General features: G+C 36.5%; 18 protein-coding genes. 12 read left to right on the top strand and 6 right to left on the bottom strand.

Going from position 1 to position 24,263, the window contains the following annotated elements:
* Positions 1 to 38: 38 nt before the first annotated feature.
* A complete protein-coding gene (locus BBI01_RS16435; protein WP_065395726.1) occupies positions 39 to 800 on the top strand; it encodes a murein L,D-transpeptidase catalytic domain family protein in 762 nt (253 codons plus the stop codon).
* 15 nt (positions 801 to 815) lie between these two features.
* Here the strand turns inward: BBI01_RS16435 and BBI01_RS16440 are convergent, their stop codons facing one another.
* Both BBI01_RS16440 and BBI01_RS16445 read right to left on the bottom strand, forming a co-directional pair.
* The gene (locus BBI01_RS16440; RefSeq protein WP_065395727.1) at positions 816 to 2,195 is read right to left on the bottom strand and encodes a sensor histidine kinase; all 1,380 of its coding nucleotides are present in this window, start codon (positions 2,193 to 2,195) and stop codon (positions 816 to 818) included.
* Positions 2,192 to 2,878, bottom strand: coding sequence for a response regulator transcription factor (locus BBI01_RS16445; RefSeq protein WP_065395728.1), 687 nt, complete (start codon positions 2,876 to 2,878; stop codon positions 2,192 to 2,194). Before BBI01_RS16445 ends, BBI01_RS16440 begins: the two co-directional genes overlap by 4 nt.
* A 240-nt stretch (positions 2,879 to 3,118) precedes the next feature.
* Here BBI01_RS16445 and BBI01_RS16450 point away from each other — a divergent pair, with 240 nt between their 5' ends.
* The 3 genes from BBI01_RS16450 to BBI01_RS16460 are packed head-to-tail and all read left to right on the top strand — an operon-like array spanning position 3,119 to position 5,378.
* Positions 3,119 to 4,447, top strand: coding sequence for a hypothetical protein (locus BBI01_RS16450; protein WP_065395729.1), 1,329 nt, complete (start codon positions 3,119 to 3,121; stop codon positions 4,445 to 4,447).
* Positions 4,448 to 4,458: 11 nt separating this feature from the next.
* Positions 4,459 to 4,878: a Dabb family protein gene (locus BBI01_RS16455; protein WP_065395730.1), complete on the top strand. Its 420-nt coding sequence runs from the start codon at positions 4,459 to 4,461 to the stop codon at positions 4,876 to 4,878.
* A 20-nt stretch (positions 4,879 to 4,898) separates the two neighbouring features.
* Entirely contained in the window at positions 4,899 to 5,378 is a 480-nt protein-coding gene (locus BBI01_RS16460) for a cupin domain-containing protein (protein WP_228394027.1), read from the top strand.
* Between the two features lie 160 nt (positions 5,379 to 5,538).
* Here the strand turns inward: BBI01_RS16460 and fabF are convergent, their stop codons facing one another.
* The 4 genes from fabF to BBI01_RS16480 form a co-directional block, all read right to left on the bottom strand.
* The gene (gene fabF, locus BBI01_RS16465; RefSeq protein WP_065395731.1) at positions 5,539 to 6,780 is read right to left on the bottom strand and encodes a beta-ketoacyl-ACP synthase II; all 1,242 of its coding nucleotides are present in this window, start codon (positions 6,778 to 6,780) and stop codon (positions 5,539 to 5,541) included.
* 190 nt (positions 6,781 to 6,970) lie between these two features.
* Entirely contained in the window at positions 6,971 to 8,239 is a 1,269-nt protein-coding gene (locus tag BBI01_RS16470; protein ID WP_065395732.1) for an acetyl-CoA C-acetyltransferase, read from the bottom strand.
* Between the two features lie 10 nt (positions 8,240 to 8,249).
* Entirely contained in the window at positions 8,250 to 8,855 is a 606-nt protein-coding gene (locus BBI01_RS16475) for a TetR/AcrR family transcriptional regulator (RefSeq protein ID WP_065395733.1), read from the bottom strand.
* Positions 8,856 to 8,974: 119 nt separating this feature from the next.
* A complete protein-coding gene (locus BBI01_RS16480; protein WP_065395734.1) occupies positions 8,975 to 9,391 on the bottom strand; it encodes an OsmC family protein in 417 nt (138 codons plus the stop codon).
* Between the two features lie 244 nt (positions 9,392 to 9,635).
* On the opposite strand from BBI01_RS16480, the gene BBI01_RS16485 reads away from it, so the two are divergent.
* From BBI01_RS16485 to BBI01_RS16520, 8 genes are all read left to right on the top strand, one after another.
* Complete coding sequence (locus tag BBI01_RS16485; protein WP_065395735.1) at positions 9,636 to 10,514, top strand: AraC family transcriptional regulator; 879 nt, start codon at positions 9,636 to 9,638, stop codon at positions 10,512 to 10,514.
* Between the two features lie 340 nt (positions 10,515 to 10,854).
* The gene (locus BBI01_RS16490; RefSeq protein WP_083190130.1) at positions 10,855 to 13,815 is read left to right on the top strand and encodes a SusC/RagA family TonB-linked outer membrane protein; all 2,961 of its coding nucleotides are present in this window, start codon (positions 10,855 to 10,857) and stop codon (positions 13,813 to 13,815) included.
* Between the two features lie 16 nt (positions 13,816 to 13,831).
* Complete coding sequence (locus tag BBI01_RS16495) at positions 13,832 to 15,460, top strand: SusD/RagB family nutrient-binding outer membrane lipoprotein (protein ID WP_065395736.1); 1,629 nt, start codon at positions 13,832 to 13,834, stop codon at positions 15,458 to 15,460.
* Between the two features lie 161 nt (positions 15,461 to 15,621).
* A complete protein-coding gene (locus BBI01_RS16500; protein ID WP_065395737.1) occupies positions 15,622 to 16,914 on the top strand; it encodes an MFS transporter in 1,293 nt (430 codons plus the stop codon).
* A 43-nt stretch (positions 16,915 to 16,957) separates the two neighbouring features.
* Positions 16,958 to 17,929, top strand: coding sequence for a glycoside hydrolase family 130 protein (locus tag BBI01_RS16505; protein WP_065395738.1), 972 nt, complete (start codon positions 16,958 to 16,960; stop codon positions 17,927 to 17,929).
* 121 nt (positions 17,930 to 18,050) lie between these two features.
* Entirely contained in the window at positions 18,051 to 20,282 is a 2,232-nt protein-coding gene (locus BBI01_RS16510; protein WP_065395739.1) for a GH92 family glycosyl hydrolase, read from the top strand.
* Between the two features lie 32 nt (positions 20,283 to 20,314).
* Complete coding sequence (locus BBI01_RS16515; protein WP_065395740.1) at positions 20,315 to 21,742, top strand: glycoside hydrolase family 125 protein; 1,428 nt, start codon at positions 20,315 to 20,317, stop codon at positions 21,740 to 21,742.
* A gap of 113 nt (positions 21,743 to 21,855) precedes the next feature.
* Positions 21,856 to 24,258: an endo-beta-N-acetylglucosaminidase H gene (locus BBI01_RS16520; protein ID WP_065395741.1), complete on the top strand. Its 2,403-nt coding sequence runs from the start codon at positions 21,856 to 21,858 to the stop codon at positions 24,256 to 24,258.
* Positions 24,259 to 24,263: the final 5 nt, after the last annotated feature.

Raw genomic sequence — 24,263 nt, forward strand, 5'->3', positions numbered from 1 at the left:
AATTTTGCCCCACTAATTTGGAATTAATATATTATTGAATGAAAGGATTTTACGGCGTATTAAGCCTTGTTTACATGGTGTCGACTTCATTCTATCTTTCTCCAAGAACGGTGGTAAAGAATGAAAATTTAAACACAACAAAAACCGAAAAAGTAGCTGAAACGAAATCTGAGAAGAATAAAGCAGCTGTTGCAGTTTCTTCATCAGAAGCATTATACCAATCAATTGAATTTGATCCGGAGCATGAACTTAATTATGAAGTTTTCTCTAAGGCATTAACGGGATTTGAAAATCTTAAAAAAGCAGGATTGCTTACCGATGAGTCGCATTTATTGACTATCTGCGATTTTTCTATGTCTTCTAATACAAAAAGACTTTGGGTAATTGATCTTAATGACAAAAAAGTACTGTTCAACTCATTGGTTGCGCACGGTAAAAATACAGGCGAAGAATTTGCTACGAATTTTTCTAACACGGAAAGTTCGCGGCAGAGCAGCATGGGATTTTATATCACAGATGCAACGTATCAGGGAGACAACGGATACTCATTAAGACTATTGGGAATGGATAAAGGATTCAATGATGCAGCGTATAGAAGAGCTATTGTAATGCATGGAGCAGATTATGTAAGTGATACATTTGCTACAATACATAAGAGAATTGGAAGAAGTTGGGGATGCCCGGCAGTTCCCAGAGAATTATCACAATCCATGATCAATACAATAAAAGGGAGAAATTTACTTTTCATTTATTATCCTGATCAAAATTACCTTTCCTCCTCGGAATGGTTAAAAGCATAAGAAAAAGCAGTCTAATCAGACTGCTTTTTTATTTTTAGATGAAAACTCTATGGTAAATATACTTCCTTTAGAAATCTTCGAATCTACATAAAGGTTTCCACCATGAATTTCTACAATTCTTTTTACAATAGAAAGCCCAATTCCGTTTCCTTTTTCAAAATTTTTATTGGAACCTCTGTAAAACAATTCAAATATTTTTGATAGATCCTGTTCTGATATTCCTATACCATGATCTATAAAACGGATTTTTATAGATTGGCTGTGTGCTTCAATTTCTACACGGCAGCTTTTGTCTTCAGAATATTTACAGGCATTTTCCATAAGATTTGAAAAGGCAACTTGCAGTAGATAAGGGTTGCCATACCAATCATAATTGCTTTCTTCTTCATCATTACTTATATAATTGATCCCGATTTTATAATGGGTGTTTTTTTTAATCAGTGCCAGCTTTGCTTCTGCTAAAATTTCATCTAAACGAATATTGGCAAAACTAATCTGTGAAACGTCATAACTAGCTCTCGCAAAATCTAAAAGTGCTGATGAAAGTTCTGATGCATCATTAGCATCCTGAAGAGCATTGTCAATAGAAAGTTTATAGTCATCCAATGTTACATTCAGCTCTTTCGCAAGTTCCAGTTCTGCAATAAGGATAGAAAGCGGCGTCCGAAATTCATGAGAAATGGTAGTAACAAATTGTTTATGATTGTTAAACGACTTTTCCAGCCTGTTAAAAGTAGAGTTGAACGTTTCTGTAAGTTCGTAAATTTCATCTTTAGCTTTTGGAATATCAAGACGTTTGTTGAGATTATGTTCTGAAATATCACGGATTTGAAGAATGATGTCTTTTAAAGGTTTCAAAGTATAATATGAAAAAAGAAACCCGATAATAAAAATAACAATAACTGAACTGATATAAATGATAATAATATCTTTCTTAAACTCTGCGATATGAGCATTTCCCGTTACATCCACTGCACTTCCGATTATATAATAATCTTCTCCTGCTGATTTGAATTTAATAGCGATGTATTGGCGGTCACCCTGTTGCCAGAATATTCTGTTTTTGTTGGATTTAATGATTTTATCAAGATACTTTTCATTGCTTTTCAATGGTGGAATATCCGTAAATGTCAGATCTTTTTTACTGTTATAAACACTGATATCAGCCTCATTCAATAATTTCTGATTTCTCTGGTGCAGTTCACGGATTTTTTCATCACTGATTCGGACATCAAAAATAAATTCAGAACGCCAGATTACTTTATATCCTAAACGATCATTAAATTCATCTTCCCTGTTTTTTTCAGAAACAACATAAAGGACATAGGCAAACATAAAGAGAATACCTGCTGTAAGGATTGCGTAAATTAATGCTGTTCTGGTTGCTATTTTCATAATTCTGAAGCGAAAATAAATCCTACACCCGGCTTGGTGTGAATAAGTTTAGTATCAAAATTTTTATCAATTTTTTTTCGTAGATAGGCTATGTAGACATCAATGTAGTTGGTTCCGGTATCAAAATGATTTCCCCAAACATTATCGGCAATTTCTTCACGGGTGAGAATTCTTTCCGCATTGCTTACCAGAAAAACAAGGAGTTTGAATTCTTTCGGCGTAAGTTCTATTTCTTCGCTGTTTCTGAAGACACGATTAATTTTTTTATTAATCTTAAGATCATGATATTCCAGATCGTTGAGGTAGGTTTCTTTGGTTTTGTTTGAGCTTCTTTGGAGAATGGCTTTTATTCTGACAAAAAGTTCTCTTATTTCAAAGGGCTTTACCATATAATCATCAGCTCCTGCATCAAATCCTTCTACCTTCTCATCAATTGTTCCTAATGCTGTAAGCATGATAACCGGTAAGTCAGGATATTTCTGTTTAATAAATTTGCATAAATCTATTCCGTTCATTTTGGGAAGCATAATGTCTGTAATTGCCAGATCAAAGGTTAATTTATTAAGCAAAACGACAGCATCTTCCGCGTCTTCTGAAATGTATACCTGATAGTCCTGGCTTTCAAGACCTCGCTTTAATAAACTTGAAACCCGTGAATTATCTTCTATTATTAAAATTCTCATAAGGAAATATTAAGGGTGTTGAAGGCTGATATTCAGGTTAGTATTTTGTTTTTAAAATATTGATTCTCAGATTGCCTTAAGCCCTTTGCAAAGGTATTTCTTATTTTCTTTTTATGGTAACAGATTAACTCTTTTAATAGTTTTCTATAAGATTTCTAATAGTTTTCTAATAACGGTGCCGGCTTTCCCGATCTAATTTTGTCCCGTTGAAATCAACAAAAAAGATTAGAACAGAAAAATATGAAGACAAGATCTTTCAGAACCGGAATCGCTTTATTTGTCCTGTTGGGAATTGCGGGAAAATTAGAAGCTCAGAAAAAAAATGATTTTAATAATCCGGGATTGACTCATTATTTTAATGATGAACATTCACGTTATATTTCCCTGAGCGGTTATGCAGAATTATGGGCAAGATATACCCAGCTTAACCCTGGGAGCCTTATCAATAACGAAGCTAAATCAGATGCTTCCGACCTTTCTCTTCGCAGAGTTCGGGTAAAAATGACGTATAAACCTACTGAAAAATTAATGTTTGTATTACAGGGAGGAACTACTAATGTCAATGTCAATGCAAAAGGTAGTAATTACTTTGATTTATTGGATGCTTATGCAGAATATGCTTTTAGTGATAAAATAGCTTTTGGGGCTGGGCGTTCTACATGGAGAGGACTTTCAAGATTTACCACAGGTCCTTTGAATACACTGCTGTATGATTTACCGGCATATGCGACCTCTAATGCAGGTGCTACCGATTATACTGTACGTGAGCTCAGTGCTTATATTAAAGGGCAGCTTGGTAAATTTGATTATCGATTGGTTGTTGCGGATCCTTATACCATGGCTACTTCAGATCCTAAATTTAATGTGGCTACTTTCAGTAAAAATTCCCCAGGAAAAGATTTTTCAGGTTATTTCAGATATGCTTTTTTGGATAAAGAAAATATTTCAACACCTTTTAATTCAGGTACCTATGTTGGAAAAAAGAATGTGTTGAGTCTGGGAGCAGGTTTTGATTATATCCATAATGCTTTATGGCACCAGGATGCTGCTAAGAATACTGTGAATGATGATATGAAGAGTTTTGCGGTAGACTTGTTTTATGATGCTCCTTTAAATAAAGAGAAAGGAACCTCGGTAAGTGCGTATGGAATGGCAATGCATAACGACTATGGACCTAATTATATCCGCTATGTAGGGACAAACAACCCAGCTACTTCAGTAGACGTCACACAAGCCAGTCTAAACGGTCCCGGAAATGCTATGCCGGTGATTGGAACAGGAAATACCTATTATTTACAATTAGGAGGAACGCTTCCTTATTTAGATAAAGAAAAGAAAAATCTTCAGCTTCAGCCTGCTGTTGGAGTACAGTTGTCCGATTTAAAAGGGCTTCATGATAATGCTGTAGTCTATGATGCAGGAATATCACTATTGATGAATGGAATGTCTTCGAGATTAACCTTTGATGCTCAGAATAGACCTGTCTACGCTAATGATCCTTCGAATAATGCGGTTGTTTCAGATAGAAAATGGCAATTTGTCCTTAAATACAGAATTGATTTTAATTAAAATATATAACTATGGAGAGAAGAAAGTTTTTATTCCGGTCGGTACAGGCTTCAGCTTTGTTACTTATTTCCGGAAATATGTTTGCCTCTGCTTTACCAATGTTTAATCCTATAAAAAAGAAAAAAATGTACTTCCATTATTTATTATTCTGGCTCAGAAAAGACCTTTCGGAGCAAGAAGTTAAAGAGTTTGAAAATTTTTTTGAAGGTCTTAAAAAACTTCCTTACCAGAAAAATCTCCGTTACGGAAAGCCCGCAGCTTCAAGCCCGCGAAATGTTCTGGACAATACGTTTACCTATAATGCATCTATGGAATTTGACAGCCTGGAAGAACTGGAAGCTTATGGGCAACTTCCTGAACATCTTGCATTGGTGCAAAAATACAAACCATTCTTTGAAAGAATGTTAGTTCATGATACTGTATATAATTAAAAATAAAATTTAAATTTATAATGAAAAAAATCATTAAAGGCTTCAGCCTTGTTTTAGCATTAAGCACCGTAGGATTTATGAATGGACAACATAAAAATCATAAAAACGTAAGCGTAACTCCGGAAGAATCTACAGAGTTTATTCCTGCTATAAGATTAATTAATAATCCGGATGGCTCATGCTCTTTCGAAAAAGGAAAGATTCCGACTCTTAAACACATGAATACAACCACTTTCTGGATGAGCAACAAGACAGAAGAATGGGAGAAAAATGCCCATCCTGCTCCCAGAAGGCAGTATGTGATTACCATTAAAGGAAATATCAGATTTAAGGTAACTGATGGCTCTACTTTCATGATTAAACCAGGAGTGGTACTTCTTGCTGAAGACCTTAAAGGAACGGGACACAGCTGGGACATGGTGAAAAGTAAAGAGTGGGAAAGATTATATATTCCTATTGCGGAAAATGCGGATGACTTTTTCGTACGCGACGGACAATAACTTTTAATACAACTCTTTTATAGAGTATATTCGTTATGTTTTGAAGCAGCCAATGGGCTGCTTTTTCTTTATAATAAAATCTGCTTTATCTGCTCAATCAAGGAAACAAAATAAAAATCCCTATGCAAAAGCACAGGGATTAAAAATTATTATTTTAGAACTAGCTGAATTTTTTGAAAACTAAAGTAGCATTATGTCCTCCGAATCCGAAGGCATTACTTAATGCAAAATTGATATCTTTCTCTTTAGCCTCTCCGAATACAATATTAATATCTTTCGGAATAGCCTCATCAATACTATGAAGGTTAATCGTAGGAGGAATAATACCGTTTTCAATAGCTTTAATAGAAAGGATAGCCTCTACAGCTCCTGCGGCTCCCAATAAGTGCCCCGTCATAGACTTTGTAGCACTGATATCAAGATTTTTACTTCCTTTGAATGCTTTGTTGATTGCTTTTAATTCAATAAGATCACCTAATGGAGTAGAAGTTGCATGCGGATTGATATAATCAATGTCTTCCATATTAGCACCTGCTTCTTTTACAGCTAACTGCATGGCTTTGATCGCTCCCACTCCTTCCGGATGAGGTGCTGTCATATGATAGGCATCTGCTGTCATTGCTGCTCCGGCTAATTCTGCATAGATCTTTGCTCCTCTTGCTTTAGCGTGTTCGTATTCTTCAAGAATTAAAGCTCCTGCACCTTCACCCATTACGAAACCGTCTCTATCCGCGTCGTAAGGACGGCTTGCTGTCGCAAAATCATCATTTCTGGTAGACATTGCCTTCATGATAGAGAAACCTCCTATTGAAGCTGGTGTAATGGCTGCTTCGGAACCTCCACTGATGATTACTTTTGCTTTTCCAAGACGAATATAATTGAAAGCATCCATCAATGCTGTATTTCCTGTAGCACATGCAGAAACCGTTGTATAATTGATTCCCTGAAGTCCATATTTCATAGAGATCATTCCTGAAGCCATATTGGCAATAAACTTAGGAACAAAGAAAGGATTGAAACGTGGTGAACCATCACCTTGTGCAAAATCCATTACTTCCTTTTCAAAAGTCCACATTCCGCCTTGCCCTGTTCCCCAGATCACTCCAGTGTCAAATGGATCCATAGTTTCAAGCTCCAGACCTGAATCTTGCAAAGCTTCAGCAGAAGCATACATAGCATATTGTGTAAAGAGATCACTTCTTTTGATCTCGTTGTGATTAAGATATACCTTTGGATCAAAATTTTTCAGCTCACAAGCGAAGTGTACCTTAAATTTTTCCGAATCGAAATGAGTGATTAATCCCGCTCCACTAGCTCCGTTAATGCTATTTTGCCAAAAATCTTCGACATTGTTTCCCAGGGGCGTCACTGCTCCCAATCCTGTAATGACAACTCTTTTCATATTAGTTATTAATTTAAACAGATTAGATTTTCATGCGGTAAATCCGATTTACCCATGCTTCATTTCACGTCTTTCTTCTATCGTTGTGTTTTTGCGTTTGCAATATTATCATTTTAATTTCGCTACGAACGAATATTTTAGTGTATTATTTGTAGCATAACGAATTTTATTTTGAAAAAATCACTATTTCTTACTTTTCTATGATCATCGTTACTCCCTGTCCGCGGGCTGCACATATAGAAATAAAGCCTTTTCCACTACCTTTTTCATTCAAGAGTTTAGCTAATGTTGCGATGATTCTTCCTCCGGTTGCAGCAAAAGGGTGTGCTGCTGCAAGGCTTCCTCCTTTTACATTAAGTTTATTTCTATCAATTTTACCCAGTGCTTTTTCCAATCCGAATTGTTTCGCCAGATCGTCATTTTCCCAGATCTTTATAGTTGCCAGAACCTGTGCGGCAAAAGCTTCATGAATTTCGTAATAATCAAATTCTTCCAGATTCATTCCAGCTTTTTTGAGCATCCTTTCTGCGGCAAATACAGGTGCTAATAATAAATTCTGTCTGTTTTCTACATATTCTATTCCGGCAAGTTCAGAGAAGGTAATGTATGCAAGAATAGGCAGGTTATTGGCTTTTGCCCATTCTTCACTCGCTAGTAAAATAGCCGATGCACCATCTGTAAAAGGCGTAGAATTTCCTGCAGTTAAAGTACCGTTTTGCTTATCAAAGGCAGGTTTTAATTGGGAGAGCTTTTCAAGGCTGGTATCACGGCGTAAGTTATTATCTTTATCCAAGCCGAACGCGGGTGTAATCATATCATCAAAGAATCCTTCATCATATGCATTTGCCATATTCTGATGGCTCTTCAGTGCTAATTCGTCTTGCTCTTCTCTTGAAATATTGTAATATTTTGCTGTAATCTCAGTATGTTCACCCATTACCAATCCTGTTTTAGGTTCCTGCCCTTTATAAGGAATAGGCATCCAGTCTTTCAGTTTTGGACTTAATAGCTGCTTTAGCTTTCCAAAGACAGATTTTTCTTTATTAGCATTTAAAAGAGCTTTTCTCAATCGGGGAGAAGATTCGAATGGAATATTGCTCATTGCCTCTACACCACAAGCGATACCGCTTTCTATTTGCCCTAAAGCTATTTTATTTCCAATGTAAATAGCTGCTTCTATTCCTGTATCACAAGCTTGTTGAAGATCACAGGCAGGTGTAGCAGGGTCTAATGATGTATTCATTACCGTTTCTCTGATGAGGTTACTTTCAGAAATATGTTTGATGACTGCACCGCCGGCAACTTCACCGAGTAATTTGCCTTTTAATTTATATTGATCTATCAATCCGTTAAGAGAAGCCAACAATAGATCCTGGTTTCCTTTTTCTGCGTAGGCTGTATTCATTCTTGCGAAAGGAATTCTGTTGTATCCTACAATTGCTACTTTTTTTGTTTCCATATTGTGTTATTTATAAAGGAAGAATAGTTAATTCATATTCGATTATGTTTTTAATTTTATCTAATGCCTGATTCAGGAATTTTTCGTCATCCATTGTTTTTGAAAGTAAAATACCACCCTCAATAAGCATAATAAATAAAGAAGCATATTCCTCTGCATTTACTGATTTATTCAGTTCTCCGGTTTGTTGCCCCTGTTTTATTACCAAAGAGATTCTTTCAGTCCATAATGTAAAAGATTGCTGAACACATTTTTTAAGGATAGGGAAGGAATCATCTGCTTCCGTTGCTGCATTCATTAACGGGCAACCTCCATTTGAAAATACAGAGCGCCAGTTTTTTCTGTAAAAAGCTACAAAAGCATTAAGTTTTTCCGTTGAGGTTGAATATTGTTCCCCAAGAGATTCATTCATTACTCTGCTTACAAGTCCGGCATTGTATTTATAGACTTCAATAGCTACCTGATCTTTATTCTCAAAGTTTCCATAAATACTTCCCTTGGTCAGCCCGGTTGCCTGGGTAATGTCTGACAGTGAGGTAGCACCATAGCCTTTGGTATTGAACAAAGTTGCTGTTTTCTCAATGATAAATTGTTTTGTCTTTTCTGCCTTTGACATTTTAAGTGCTTAATTATTATGCAAATATACAAAAATATACCAATCGGTATATTTTATTTTAAAATAGAGTCTGAGTACTTAATCAGAACCCAGACTTATTGTATTGGTATCTTTGAATTCTATGCTAAAGTAGCATTCAGAGTAATCTCAAAATTAAAGGCAGCACTTACAGGGCATCCTTCTTCTGCGATTTTAGCAAACTTTTGAAATTCTTCCTCAGAAATTCCAGGAACTTTTGCAGTCAATGTCAATTCTGATTTTGTAATTTTTCCTATGCTTGGGTCAAGAGTGATGACAGAAGTAGTTTTTAACTCTTCAGGGGTATAGCCAGCTTGTGAAAGTTCTGCATCCAGTTTCATCGTGAAACATCCGGCATGAGCAGCTGCCAGTAGCTCCTCAGGGTTGGTCCCTACGCCATCAGCAAAGCGGCTGCTAAAAGAATATTGCGTTTGGTTCAGAGCTGTGCTTTGAGTAGTTAAATGACCTTTACCTTCTTTGATTGTTCCGTTCCAAACGGCTGTTGCATTACGTTTCATACTATTATATTTTATTTAAAATTAATGTGATACTACGTCCTTTTTTGTAAAAAAAGCTTTTAATATTTTATTTAAAGATACAAAAAAGCATAATGCTAAACGCATCTAATTACTTAGAAGAAGCTCATTTATACGTTTCTTATGAAAAAAAGAAAAATGTGTCGTTATATTAATATTATTTTATCAATTTTACGAAGACTTGTACTTTACTCCGAATTATATTAACCTTTTGAAAGTGGGCTGTATGAATGAATTAGAAAATATTCTACGAGAAATAACTCCACTATCTCCTGAAGATAGTTTTTTGGTATTTGACAGAATCAAGGAATCTTTTGAATTTCCATATCATTATCATCCTGAAATTGAGATCAATTTTGTGTACAAAGGGAAAGGTTACCGCAGAATGATAGGAGATCATACAGGAGAAATTGGGAACTTGGAATTGGTATTGGTGGGTCCCAATTTACCACATTGCTGGGCAAATTACAGATGCAAACATAGAAAGACCCACGAAATTACAATACAATTCAATCAGGATTTCTTTAATCAGTTTATGATGCAGAAGAATATCCTTAAGCCGATCAATAATCTGATGAAGGATTCCATAAGAGGGATTCTTTTTTCAACGGAAACTGCTGAGAAACTAAAAGATTCGTTTTTAAATCTTTCCAAGATGAGTAGTTTTGAATCTTTTATAGAAATAATGAAGATTCTCAACGAACTTGCCACAGCAGAAAACAAGACTTTACTATCTTCTTACAGTATAGAGCTTGAAACTTTTGTAGATAATGATAAAATGAAGGTTATTCATGATTTTGTGCATGAAAATTTTGAAAATAAAATAACGCTTGATACCGTTGCTGCGCTCGTGAATATGAGTAATGTAACGTTCAACCGATTTATCAAAAAGAGAACCGGAAAAACATTTATCAATTATCTGAATGAAATAAGAATCAGCTATGCCGCAAGATGGCTGATGGAAAAAAATCTTACCGTTTTTGAAATTGCTTTTGAATCGGGATTTAATAATATTGCTAATTTCAACAAGGTTTTTAAGTCGATTAAAAATACCACTCCTACTGAATTTAGAGAGCAGTTTAAAGGAGTGAAAAAGATTGAATAAGTCTTATTTTAACAGTTATTTTCTCATTTTTTTTGAAAAAATATTAAGATAAATTCTCGTTTTTTTAATGCCGGGAGTGTGTTTTAATGTGTTGGTATTTAGTGTTTTACTGGCAGTTGTTTTTGATTGCTGAAAAAATAATATCGTTTTATGATAAAATAGTATTATATCAGGCTGGTAACAAAATTTAGATTTGTGAATGTGAATTAAATCTTAACAAAACGTTGAATAATTTAATGCAAAAACAATAAAATATTGTTTAAAATTTAATAAAATATTTGCATTCAATTTATAAAGTAATGTCATTGATTCTCAACTAAATCTAACTAATCTAAGCCTTATGAGAAAAGCAGTTATACCGGTTCTATTTGTTTTTTCACTTTCTGCTAATGCACAGGAGAAAAAAGTAACCGATACTACGAAGACAACCGATATTCAGGAGGTCGTAGTCACCTCTTTGGGGGTTAAAAGGCAGTCACGTTCACTTACTTATTCCAGCCAGCAGATTGGCGGAGATGAGCTGACAGAAGTGAAAACGCCTAACCTTTTAAATTCTATCAACGGAAAAGTTTCCAACGTACAAATCAATAGGACCAATGGTGTAGGAAGCTCGGTAAGGGTAATAATGAGAGGTAATAAATCTGTTTCTAATAGCCAGCCTCTTTATGTAATTGATGGGATTCCTATTATAAACGGAACGGGGAAATCAGCGGATATTGGACAGTATTCCAATATGCCGGACCCGGGAGATGTATTAAGTTCCATTAATCCTGATGATATTGAGAGCATCAATTTCCTTAAAGGGGCTTCTGCTTCTGCGTTGTACGGTTCTGCCGGAGGAAATGGAGCCATCTTGATTACGACTAAAAAAGGAAAAATGGGCAAAAGTTCTATTACATATAGCACCAGCCTTACTGTAGAAAGAGCTTATAGCCTTCCAAAACTACAACACAGTTATTTATCATATGATCCATCTGTACCGGATCAGCAGCCTGGGCAATCTATATATAGCTGGGGTGCAAAAGGAGTGTCAAAAGATTATCTTAAAGATTTTCTGCAAACCGGAACTACATGGGTGAACAGCCTTTCCTTCCAATCTGGAAATGAAAAATCAACAAATTATTTCTCTATCGGGAATACAACGAATAAAGGAGTGGTTCCGATGTCTTATTTTGATCAGTATAATATCTCTTTTAGAAATTCAAGTAAGTTTCTGGATGATAAACTGACGTTAGATGCTAATTTTATCGGATCATTACAGGAAAGTAAAAACAGACAGACTCCGGGAGCTTCTTTTTCTCCTTTAACGAGTTTGTACTGGTTGCCAAGAGGCGTAAATTTTGATCAATATGGTCCTGATAATTATACTATTTGGGATAAAACCAGATATTTGCCTGCGCAGAATTGGTGGGAAGTTAATCCAAACGGATCTTTCAAAGGAAATCCGGCAACACAAAATCCTTATTGGATCTTAAATAGAAATCCGGTGACAGTGAGCAATAAAAATGCTTATGGTGCTCTTTCATTATCTTATCAGATCAATCCATGGTTGTCTGCCAGGGTAAGAGGTAATTATAGCTGGAATACATCGGATAGCCAGCGTGATATAGCAGCTTTTTCAGCACCTAGTTTATTGGCGGATGGTGCTAATGGAAGAATGCTTAAAAATATCTATGAAAACTCTTCTACTTACGGAGATGTCTTGCTAATAGGTAGCCCTAAGATAAATGATGCTCTTTCTTTAGATTTTACGGTTGGAGGAAGTATCAATACGACAAGAAACAAAATCACTCAGATTGATAATGCTTATCTGGCTGTTCCGAATCTTTTCGCCGCTAATAATCTTCAATGGAATGTAAACAGGTCACCCGGAGATGGTTATCATAATATTTACACTAATATGAAAAAGCAGGTACAATCTGTATTTGCTAGTGTTTCATTAGGATATAAAAACATGTTTTATGTCGATATGACATTCAGAAATGACTGGGATTCTACGTTAGCTTTGACAGATCAAAAAGGAGTTGATTACGAATCGATAGGGGCAAATGCAATATTATCTTCTATTTTCAAACTTCCGGAAACGATCAACTTCTGGAAAGTAAGAGGGTCATATGCAACTGTCGGATTAGGATTGCCTGCCAATATTTCCAATGCAATGGTAGAATACAGTAAAGGATATACTTATGGAGTAGATGCCGGAACTATTGTATATCCTAAGAGCTCTTTTGCTACGGGAGCTGGTTTTGAAGCTTTACTTCCAAGACCGGAACTTAATAAAACATTTGAAGCCGGAACCGAAATAAGGATGTTAAACAACAGACTAAGCTTTGATATTACTTATTATAATTCCAATACAAGTAACCAGCTGCTGGAAACTTCTATTTCTTCCAATTTAGGAGGGTTGGCACCAGGATCATACTACATTAATGCAGGAAAGATCAGAAATACAGGTTTTGAGTCTTCTTTATCCTATAAAATCTTTAATTCTGAAAAATTTGGCTGGACAACGATGGTGAACGCATCGGCAAACAAAAATAAAATTGTTGAGCTTTTCCCATCAAGTTTGAGTATCAAAGAAGATCAGCTATTCTCATTGACGGGAGGAGGAGATTATACAAGACTTAAACTGGGAGGATCTTTTGGAGATATTTATGGAATAAAATTCAAGAGAGATGATCAGGGACGTATTTTAGTGAATGAAAAAGGAGCTCCATTGGCAGAGGGAACACCAGCCTATCTTGGAAATCCGAACCCTAAATTTATCCTTGGATTTAATAATACATTTAATATCGGTAAAGTTGGAGTTTCCTTCCTTATTGACGGGAAATTTGGAGGGAAAGTTCTTTCTCTTACAGAAAAAGCAAATGACTTATATGGAGTTAGTAAAGCGTCTGCCGATGCAAGAGATGCAGGCGGAGTGTCTATTCCCAATGCTGTATATGCACCGGGAACACCCAATGCAGGTCAGGCTTATACAGGTTTAACAAATCCTCAGGAGTATTATAAGGCTGTAGGTACATCAGAAGGTTATGCAAAAGGAATTGATGAAGCTTATATGTACAGCGCTACAACAATACGTTTACGTCAGGCTTCAGTTTCTTATACTTTTGATATCAATTCAAAATACATGAAAAATGCTACGGTAAGCTTAGTGGGAACTAATTTATTCTTCTTCTACAAAAAAGCACCGTTTGATCCTGAACAAGTTTCCGGGAATACACCTGGAGGGGTAGGAGTAGATTCATTCGGACTGCCGGTTACCCGTTCTATAGGATTATCATTAAAGGCAAACTTCTAACTTTTACAATTACAAAATGAAAATCAATACCATTAAAATATTAACATTCGGAGCAGTAGCATTATTTTCTGCTATAGGATGTACCAATGACTTTGAAGAATATAATCAGGAGAAATTAGGAGGACCTGAAAACTTTTATGCGGATTTTTACGCCATTGTGGATCCTATGAAATCCATACAGAGAGGATTGCAGGCAGATTATCAGCGTTACCCCAATCTAAGTGCAGATATGTACAGTGGAATGTTCAGTACTGCAACTCCATTTAATGGAGGTGTAAATAATCTTACCTATTCTATGGTGGATGACTGGAATAGTAAACTTATTGCTAAGCAACAGGATATTTTCAATTACTCTATCATTATTGATAATACGGCTAAGGTAACCTACAAAGGAGTAGATTTTACAGGAACATTTGCGGTTAAAAAAATTCTGAAAGTGATCACTGCAGCAAGAGTAGCAGATAGCCATGGTCCTGTAGTATACAGTAAATACGAAACTCCAAATGCTAACGGAGTTACTGATTTTGATTCTCAGGAACAAGCGTACAACTATTTCATTGCAGACCTTACATCTGCAATCAATGACTTACAAAAAGTAATAGCAACATCGGCAACAGAAAGTGTAGAAGATAAGTCTGCATTGAAAAAAGCAGATCTGGTATACGGTGGAAGTATGATTAAATGGGCAAAACTTGCCAATTCGCTTAAGCTAAGGCTGGCAATGAGAATGAGCTATGCAGACCCCGCAAAATCAAAACAATATGCAGAAGAAGCATTGTCTTCATCAGCAGGACTGATTACGGAAAATACAGATAATGCTTTAATAAGTGTAGGACAATCTGAGTTGAGTTTTATTATTTATACATATGGAGACTGTATGATAGGAGCACCTTTGATGGCTTACATGAATGGATATAAAGACCCGAGACTTTCAGCGTATGCAATTCCGGCAACGGACACTCAGGTACAAGGAAAGTTTATTGGAATACGTCAGGGAATTGATCTGTTAAATGGTAAAACAACCTATGGCGGATTTTCTCAGCCTCAGGCAAAAGCAGCCTCAGGAGACTATTTCTCATCAACAGATGGTAAACTTAAATTATTCACAGCAGCAGAAACATGGTTTCTGAAAGCAGAAGCAGCCTTGAGAGGATACGCAGGAGCAGGAGATATAAAGACAAACTATCAAACCGGAGTTCAGCAATCCTTTGGAGAATGGGGGAAAAGTGCAGATGTTGTTAGCTATCTTGCCAATACAACAGATACCGAAGCTCCTTATGTGGATCCTAAAAATACAGCCAATAATATAAATGCAGGAGACTCTCAGCTGAGTACCATTACAATTGCATGGAATGACGCAGATTCTAATGAAAGAAAGCTGGAAAGAATCATTACTCAAAAATGGCTTTCTCTTTACCCGAACGGACCTGAAGCATGGGCAGAACAAAGAAGAACAGGGTATCCTATCCTTTTCAAAGTGAGAAAAAATGATAGTGGAGGAGCCATCAGCACAGAAGCAATGATCCGAAGAATTCCATATACGATCAGCACAAAAACTTCACTTTATAATTATCAGCAGGCACTGCAAATGCTTGACGGACCTGATAAAGGAGGAACTAAGCTATGGTGGGATAAAAAATTATAATACCAACATCACTTAACAATACAGAAACATCTCAAAGTCAGATTGCATCTGATTCATTCAGATAGGAGAGTAACGTAGGCTCTCTGATAAATTTATAGTTTCGTTTTTAGCTGAATGAGCTTTGAGATGTTCTCTTTTTCTTTAGAATCTTATTTTTAAATATGGGAAAAAACAACTCCGGAACCCGTCGGATTCAGCCAATTCTCTGGATATCCACATTATATTTTGCGATGGGTGTACCCTTTGTAACCATTAATGCAGTGTCGGGAATCATGTATAAAGACATGGGTGTTTCGGATTCGCAGATCACTTTCTGGACAGCTCTTATTATGTTTTCATGGACATTGAAACCATTCTGGAGCCCTTTTTTGGAGATCTATAAAACCAAAAAATTCTTTGTTGTTTTTACCCAGTTTGCCATGGGAATTCTCTTTGCTTTGGTGGCATTAAGCCTTCCTTTGCATGATTTTTTCAAGTATAGTATTGCTCTTTTTGCTGTCGTTGCATTCTGTGGAGCAACTCATGATGTAGTGGCAGACGGAACTTATATTGGGTTTCTTACCAATAAAGAACAGGCAAAATATATTGGCTGGCAGGGAGCTTTTTATAACCTTGCTAAAATTATCAGTAGTGGAGCATTAGTCTATTTTGCAGGCATTTTAGAAAAAACAAAAGGAGTTACCCATGCATGGATGATCATTATGGCAATCTATGCACTGCTCTTTTTTACATTAGGTATTTATCATTACCTGATTTTGCCGAAAGAGAACAAAGAAGAGGATAAAAAAGATGAAAAAACAGCAGGAAACGTTCGTAAAGAACTGTTGGATATCATTACCTCCTTTTTTACCAAGAAGAATATTCTGTGGTCTGTACTGTTCATTATTTTATACCGTTTTGCAGAAGGTTTTGCTATAAAAATTGCACCATTATTCTTTAAAGCACCAAGAACTTCAGGCGGATTAGGATTATCTACCTCAGATATTGGACTCATTTACGGAACCTACGGATCTGCAGCTTTTATCTTAGGGTCTGTTCTTGCCGGATATTTTATTTCCGCAAGAGGGTTGAAAAAATCTTTGATATGGCTATGTTGTGCATTCAATATTCCTTTTGTGGTTTATGCGCTGTTAGCTCATTATCAGCCGACAGAACTTTTACCTGTAGGAATTGCTGTAGTTGTGGAATATTTCGGCTATGGATTCGGATTTGTGGGATTGATGTTGTATATGATGCAGCAGATTGCGCCAGGAAAACACAAAACAGCCCATTATGCCTTTGCAACAGGAATCATGAACCTTGGAGTAATGATTCCGGGAATGTTCAGTGGGATGATCAGTGACTGGATAGGATATAAAATGTTTTTTATCTGGGTATTGGTCGCTACAATTCCTGCATTCCTTGTGACCTTATTTGTTCCTTTCCCTTATTCAGAAAATCAGAAAGAAGAATAAAATCAATTATTAAATAAAAATTAAATAAAAGTAAAAATACTTTATGACAACTCAATCAGTAATGATTCCTTGGCAGGATCGCCCGGAAGATTGTAATGATATTATGTGGAGGTTTTCGGAAAACCCGATCATTAACAGATATGCTATTCCTACATCGAACAGCGTGTTCAACAGTGCCGTAATTCCTTTTGAAGATGGATTTGCAGGAGTATTCCGTTGCGATAACAAAGCCGTACAGATGAATATTTTTGCAGGGTTCAGTAAAGATGGAATCAATTGGGATATCAATCATGACCCTATTGAAATGAAAGCCGGAAATACTGAAATGATCGAATCTGATTACAAATATGATCCCCGTGTCACATTTATAGAAGACCGTTACTGGATCACATGGTGTAACGGATATAATGGTCCTACCATCGGAATAGGGTATACTTTTGATTTTAAAGAATTTTTCCAGTGTGAAAATGCTTTCCTTCCTTTCAATAGAAACGGAGTGCTTTTTCCAGAGAAAATCAATGGTAAATACGCAATGTTGAGCCGTCCAAGTGATAATGGGCATACTCCTTTTGGAGATATTTATATCAGCTACAGTCCTGATATGAAATACTGGGGAGAACATCGTTGTGTAATGAAAGTAACTCCTTTTGAAGACAGTGCATGGCAATGTACGAAGATCGGGGGAGGTCCGGTTCCAATCAAAACAGATGAAGGATGGTTGCTTTTCTATCACGGAGTAATCAATACCTGCAGAGGATTCAGATATTCAATGGGAGCAGCATTACTTGATCTTGAAGATCCTACAAAAGTATTGTACAGAACAAAACCATATCTATTGGCTCCTGCAGAAGTTTATGAGCTGACAGGTGATGTTCCGAATGTAGTTTTCCCTTGTGCTGCATTAACGGAAGGTGACAAAGTAACAGTATATTACGGTGCAGCCGATACTGTGGTGGCAATTGCCTTTGGTTATATTTCAGAAATCATTGATTTTATGAAAAAGAATTCAATCTAAATCATATAAAGTTTTTTTAACATGTTGAACGCCTTAATTTCTTTCATTTCTGTGATTTTTATTACGGTTTTCATATTTTTAAACCAATTTTATAATTAAAAAAATCTTGACCTCTATTATCATGAAAAAAGAACTGCTTATTTCCCTTTTTACAGCTCTGGTTTTTACGGCAAATGCCCAGCAAAATAAAAATGATGTTTTATCCTGGGTAGACCCTTTTATAGGAACAGGAGGACATGGGCATACGTTTCCGGGAGCAACTACACCCTTTGGAATGATTCAGTTAAGTCCGGATCAGAATACCAAAAGCGGAGACTGGGATTGGTGTTCCGGATATCATTACAGCAGCAAAACGATTATGGGATTCAGTCACAATCACCTGAGTGGAACAGGCTGGGCAGATCTTGGAGATATTTTGGTGATGCCAACAGTAGGACAGGTAAAAATGACTCCCAGATCGGAAGATCAGCCAGGATCAGGATACCGTTCAACATTTAGTCATGATAAAGAAACAGCTTCTCCGGGATATTATTCCGTAATGTTGGATAGCTATGGTGTAAAAGCTGAACTTACAGCTTCTCCAAGAGTAGGATTCCATAAATATACTTTTCCTAAAAGTGAAGAAGCCAATATCATTATTGATCCTACCAATAAAATTTTCGGAAATATTTACCATACTTTGGTGAGTGTAGAAGGGAATAATAAAATAAAAGGGTATTGCTACAGCAATGGCTGGGGCGGAAAAAGATTCGCTTATTTTGTAATGGAATTTTCGAAACCTTTTAAATCTTACGGAGTTTATGCAGAAGGAAAAATTAAAAACAATGAAAAGATTGCATTAGCAAAAGACGCTAAAGCATTTGTAAGGTTCTCTACAGAAGACAGTGAAAGCATCGAAGTAAAAGTATCTTTATCTCCGGTAAGCACAGAGAATGCGCAGGCAAACTTTGACGAAGAAGCCCAAAATGTAGATTTTGAACAAGCGAAACAAACGGCACAAAAAACATGGCGGGATCTTATCGGGAGATTTCAGGTATCAGGAGGTACAGACAGTCAAAGAAAGATTTTCTATACAGGCGTTTATCACACTTTTATAGCTCCTAATCTTTACATGGATACCAACGGAGATTATGTTGCCGCTCAGGAAAACATGAACACGAAATGGTTCACAAATTACAGTACCTATTCCTATTGGGATGGCTTCAGAGCAACACATCCATTGCTTACTATTATGGATCAGAAACATACTAAAGAATTTGCCAATTCTCTGATCAGCAGATATACAGACCGTAAAGATCACATGCCTATCTGGGAGCTTTGTGGTTATGATAATTTCTGTATGTTGGGTTACCACAGTGTTTCTGTAATCTGGGATGCTATTTCCAAAGGAGTACCGGGAATTGATGGTGAAAAAGCTTTTGCTGCGATGAAAGATGCTTCTCTTACCGATAAAATGAGCAGCAGTGATGGTGGTGGAGGTCTTAATGACTATATCAAATTAGGATACAGCCCCTCTGAAAATGGAGCTTCCGTTTCTGCAACTTTAGAATATGCTTACGACGATTGGTGTATCCAGCAATTAGCTGAAAAATTAGGTAAAAAAGAAGAAGCAGAAGTTTATAAGAAACGATCAATGAACTTTCTGAATACGTTCAATAAAGAAAATAACCACTTCTGGCCAAGACAGAAAGACGGAAAATTTATAGCGGATTTTGTACTTAATGACTGGAAAAAGCTTCAGCCACATTGGGTTTCAGGAAACATCTGGGCGTACGACTTCTTCGTTCCGCATCAGATTGACGAGATGATGAATTTATATGGTGGAAAAAAAGGGTTTGAAGAAAAACTTGATAAAACCTTTACAGAAGCTTTAAATATGGAAGGAGAGCAACATGTTGATATTTCAGGATTTATTGGATCTTTAGGGTTTGGAGATGAACCGGGGCATCATGTTCCTTACTTGTATAACTATGCGGGAAGCCCGTACAAAACCCAGAAAATGGTAAAATACATCCGTGATAATATGTATGCTGCAAAACCGGATGGAATTGTCAATAACGAAGACTGCGGACAAATGTCAGCGTGGTATATTTTCTCCTCATTAGGATTCTATCCTGTTACACCAGGGAAACCTGTATATGCTATTGGAGCACCTCAGTTTCCAAAAGCTTCTCTTCAATTGGAAAATGGTAAAACATTCACTGTGATAGCAGATAAAATATCAGATAAAAATATCTACGTTCAGAAAATGTTCCTGAATGGAAAAGAATACAAAAGCTGGGAACTGAACCACTCTGACATTATGAATGGTGGTGAGCTGAGATTTGTAATGGGAAGTAAACCTGTAAAATAAGACTAATAAAAATAAACGAAACAAAAGTATCAATGGAAAGGAGAGATTTTATTAAAACAAGTGCATTGGCAGGAGCCGGATTGCTGTTTACACAAAATGTTTTTGCTAAAAATTTGGTTACGGAAGGTTTTCCTGTAGTTCGTGTACCTAAAGATAAAAGACATTTTACCAGTGAATCCGTGGAAAATGCAATCGTGACTTTTAAAAAGAAAGTTAAAAATAAAGAATTAAGCTGGCTGTTTGAAAACTGCTTTCCAAATACATTGGATACTACCGTTTATTATACTGAAAAAAATGGTACTCCAGATACTTATGTGATTACAGGAGACATTGATGCCATGTGGCTTCGTGACAGCTCTGCACAGGTTTTTCCTTATCTGCAGTTCTCAAAACAGGATGAAAAGCTACACAAGTTAATATCAGGAGTTATTCATAAGCAAACGACATTCATACTGAAAGATCCTTATGCGAATGCGTTTTACAATGATGACAACAAAATAAGTAAGTGGAAAGAATATGACCACACCGATATGAAACCGGGAACCCATGAAAGAAAGTGGGAAATAGATTCATTGTGTTATCCTATCCGTTTAGCATATCACTTCTGGAAAACAACAGGAGACACTAAACCTTTTGATGATAATTGGTTAAAAGGAATTAAACTTACCCTACAGACTTTCATCGAACAGCAAAGAAAGAAAGACCTTGGACCTTACAAATTCGAGCGTACAACTGCTTGGGCAACCGATGGAGTTCCGATGGGAGGATATGGCTATCCTACGAAACCTGTGGGATTGATCAGCTCAATGTTCCGTCCAAGTGATGATGCTACGATCTACGGATTCCTGATCCCTTCCAATTTATTTGCGGTAGTAAGTTTACGCCAGGCAGCAGAAATGGTTTCTCAGATAAAAAATGATAAAGTATTGGCTAAACAGCTTACAGATCTTGCTGATGAGGTAGATGCTGCTATTAAGAAATACGGAATTTATAACCATCCTGAGTATGGAAAAATATATGCTTTTGAAGTAAATGGTTTTGGAAGTTATAACCTGATGGATGACGCCAACTGCCCAAGCTTATTAGGATTACCTTATCTGAATGCTGTAAAGGCAGATGATCCTGTTTATCTGAATACAAGAAAATTTGTATGGTCAGAAAACAATCCGTTCTTCTTTAAAGGTAAGCTGGCAGAAGGAATAGGAGGACCACATATTGGACTTGATATGATCTGGCCAATGAGTATCATTATGAAAGCACTCACTACAAATGATAAGAGTGAAATCAAATGGTGTATTGATACTTTGCAGAAAACACATGGTGGTACAGGTTTCATGCACGAATCCTTCCATAAAGACAATGATAAGAAATTCACCAGAGAATGGTTTGCCTGGTCAAATACCTTATTTGGAGAGCTGCTATGGAAGACCTTTAATGAAAATCCTGAACTGCTGACGTAGATTTTTTTGAATTTATATTGACTTGATTTTTAAGTGCTTCTCTTGATAAAAGAGAAGTGCTTAAGGATACTTATGTCAAATTTTAACACAAAACATTTCCAAAAAATTATATTATGAAAAAAAAATCCCTTCTTATTCCCCTGATGGCAATGATGCTTCATACAGGTTCTCAACTCAATGCACAACAGCTCAATCCGCTTGGAGTTTGCTATGTGGAAGTGAATAACAATAATATGCTGAATGCAGGTTCTTATACACTTCAGAACACAAACAGACAGCTTTTTGACGTTGCAATCATCTTTGCAGCCAATATCAATTATGATGTTTCCAAAAGCAGAGCCTATATTTCAAGTAACAACAACGTTACCAAGGTTCTGAATGATGTAAATACCTATGTGAAACCCCTACAGCAAAAAGGAATTAAAGTTCTTCTCGATATCTTAGGAAATCACCAGGGTGTGGGAATTTCCAATTTCCCAAACCGTGAAGCAGCAAAAGATTTCGCTTTACAGGTTGCCCACACTGTCAATACTTACGGACTGGACGGCGTAGATCTGGATGATGAATACGCTGGATATGGTAACAACGGAACAGGACAGCCTAATAACAGTTCTTTTGTAATGCTCTTACAGGAACTTAGAGCCGCAATGCCTGATAAACTGATCACATTCTATTATTACGGACCAGCAACATCAAGACAAAGTTACAACGGGGATGCAGCCGGAAACTATATCAATTACAGCTGGAATGCCATGTATGGAACCTACAGCGTTCCAAATGTTCCTCCTCTTAATAAAACAAAGCTTTCTCCAGCCGCAATATGGATCCAAAATACCAACTCTGGCTCTACTTCTGCCTCTACACTGGCAAATTTAGCAACAAGTACAAAAAATGATGGCTATGGCGTTTTCATGTGGTATGATTTGGGTTCTGCCAATGTTGCCAACTATCTGAGCACAGGCTCTAATATTCTTTATAACGAAAATACACAGCTCAGCGGACAGTTATATTCTTGGTCCCCAGGGCAAAGCTGTGATCCGCCATTAGGATTGGATGTAAGTAACGTTACAGGAACTTCGGCAAAATTGAATTGGACTTCCAATGGATCTCAAACCTATAATGTTGATTATAAGCCTGCCAATTCAACAGTTTGGACTAATGCAACCACTAATTATTCAGGAAATAATGTAACTATCAATAACCTTACCCTGAATACCGATTACGACTGGAGAATACAATCCAACTGTTCGTCAACATTAACGAGTACTTATCTTTTTGCTCCGAGATTTAATTCAGGAAACGGATGTGCAACTCCTTCAGGGTTAACATCTGGTAGCTATCTCGGAAATACCACCCAATTATCCTGGACAGGAACAGCATCTTCTTATACATTACAATATAAAACAGCTGCGGCAACTACATGGAACGAGGTTCAGAATATTACCACAAATAATTATTCCTTACAAAACCTCACCCCTAATACAAACTATGTATGGAAAGTACAATCTGTCTGTAATGGAGGAACCACAAGCGCTTATTCAGCAGATGGAACATTTAATAGCGGTTTGGCTCCTATCACAAGCCCTGGTCCAAGATCACTTTCCTTCAACGGAAGTACAAATTATCTTAATGCAGGACAATTCAATCTAAGTGGGAATGCTTTGACATTTGAAGGTTGGGTAAAAGTAAATGCTTTTAAAACAGCGTTTCCTAACATTTCATCTGTCATGGGAATTGAAGTAGGAGACAGTAATTCTGCAATGTTAAGATTTGGAGATGGAAATCTTGCCAATAACAAACTTCAGTTTATATTAAGCTTTGGATCATCACAGGTAAAATTAAACAGTAATGCCTCATTTAATACAAACACATGGTATCATATCGCAGCAACATATGATGGAGCGTCCATGAAACTTTATGTGAATGGCAGTCTGGATGCAAGTTCACAGGTAACAGGTAACTTTACTGCTAACGGAATTCTTTATCTTGGAAGAAACTATGATAACTCACGTACAATCAATGGTTCATTGGATGAATTCAGAGTGTGGAAAAGAGCATTGTCTGCTCAGGAAATAATAGATAATAAATGTAATGTAGCTCCCAATTCAACAAATCTTGAAGCCAACTGGAAAATGGATGAAGGAAGCGGAACCGCGGCCTTGGATTCAACTCCAAATACACACTTTGCAACATTGGTGAGTATGACAGATACAAACTGGAAGACAGATGTTCCTTGTACAGCTTTATTATCCACAAGAGAGGCTGATCTATTAAAAGAAAGCGGAGCATATCCAAATCCGGTAAGGAAAGGAAATGACATTCATTTTACAATCAATGACAGTTCTGCTAATGAAGTGGAATTGTATGATAACGCCGGAAAATTATCAAAAAAACAGAATATTAGTCAAAATAATAATACAATCAATACACAGGATTTAATTAGTGGTACTTATATTTACAAAATCACATCATCAAATAATAAAGTCCTGTCGTCAGGTAAGATTATAGTAAAGTAAAATAC

Origin of the sequence: Chryseobacterium artocarpi (assembly GCF_001684975.1) — a bacterium.
GTDB lineage: Bacteria > Bacteroidota > Bacteroidia > Flavobacteriales > Weeksellaceae > Chryseobacterium > Chryseobacterium artocarpi.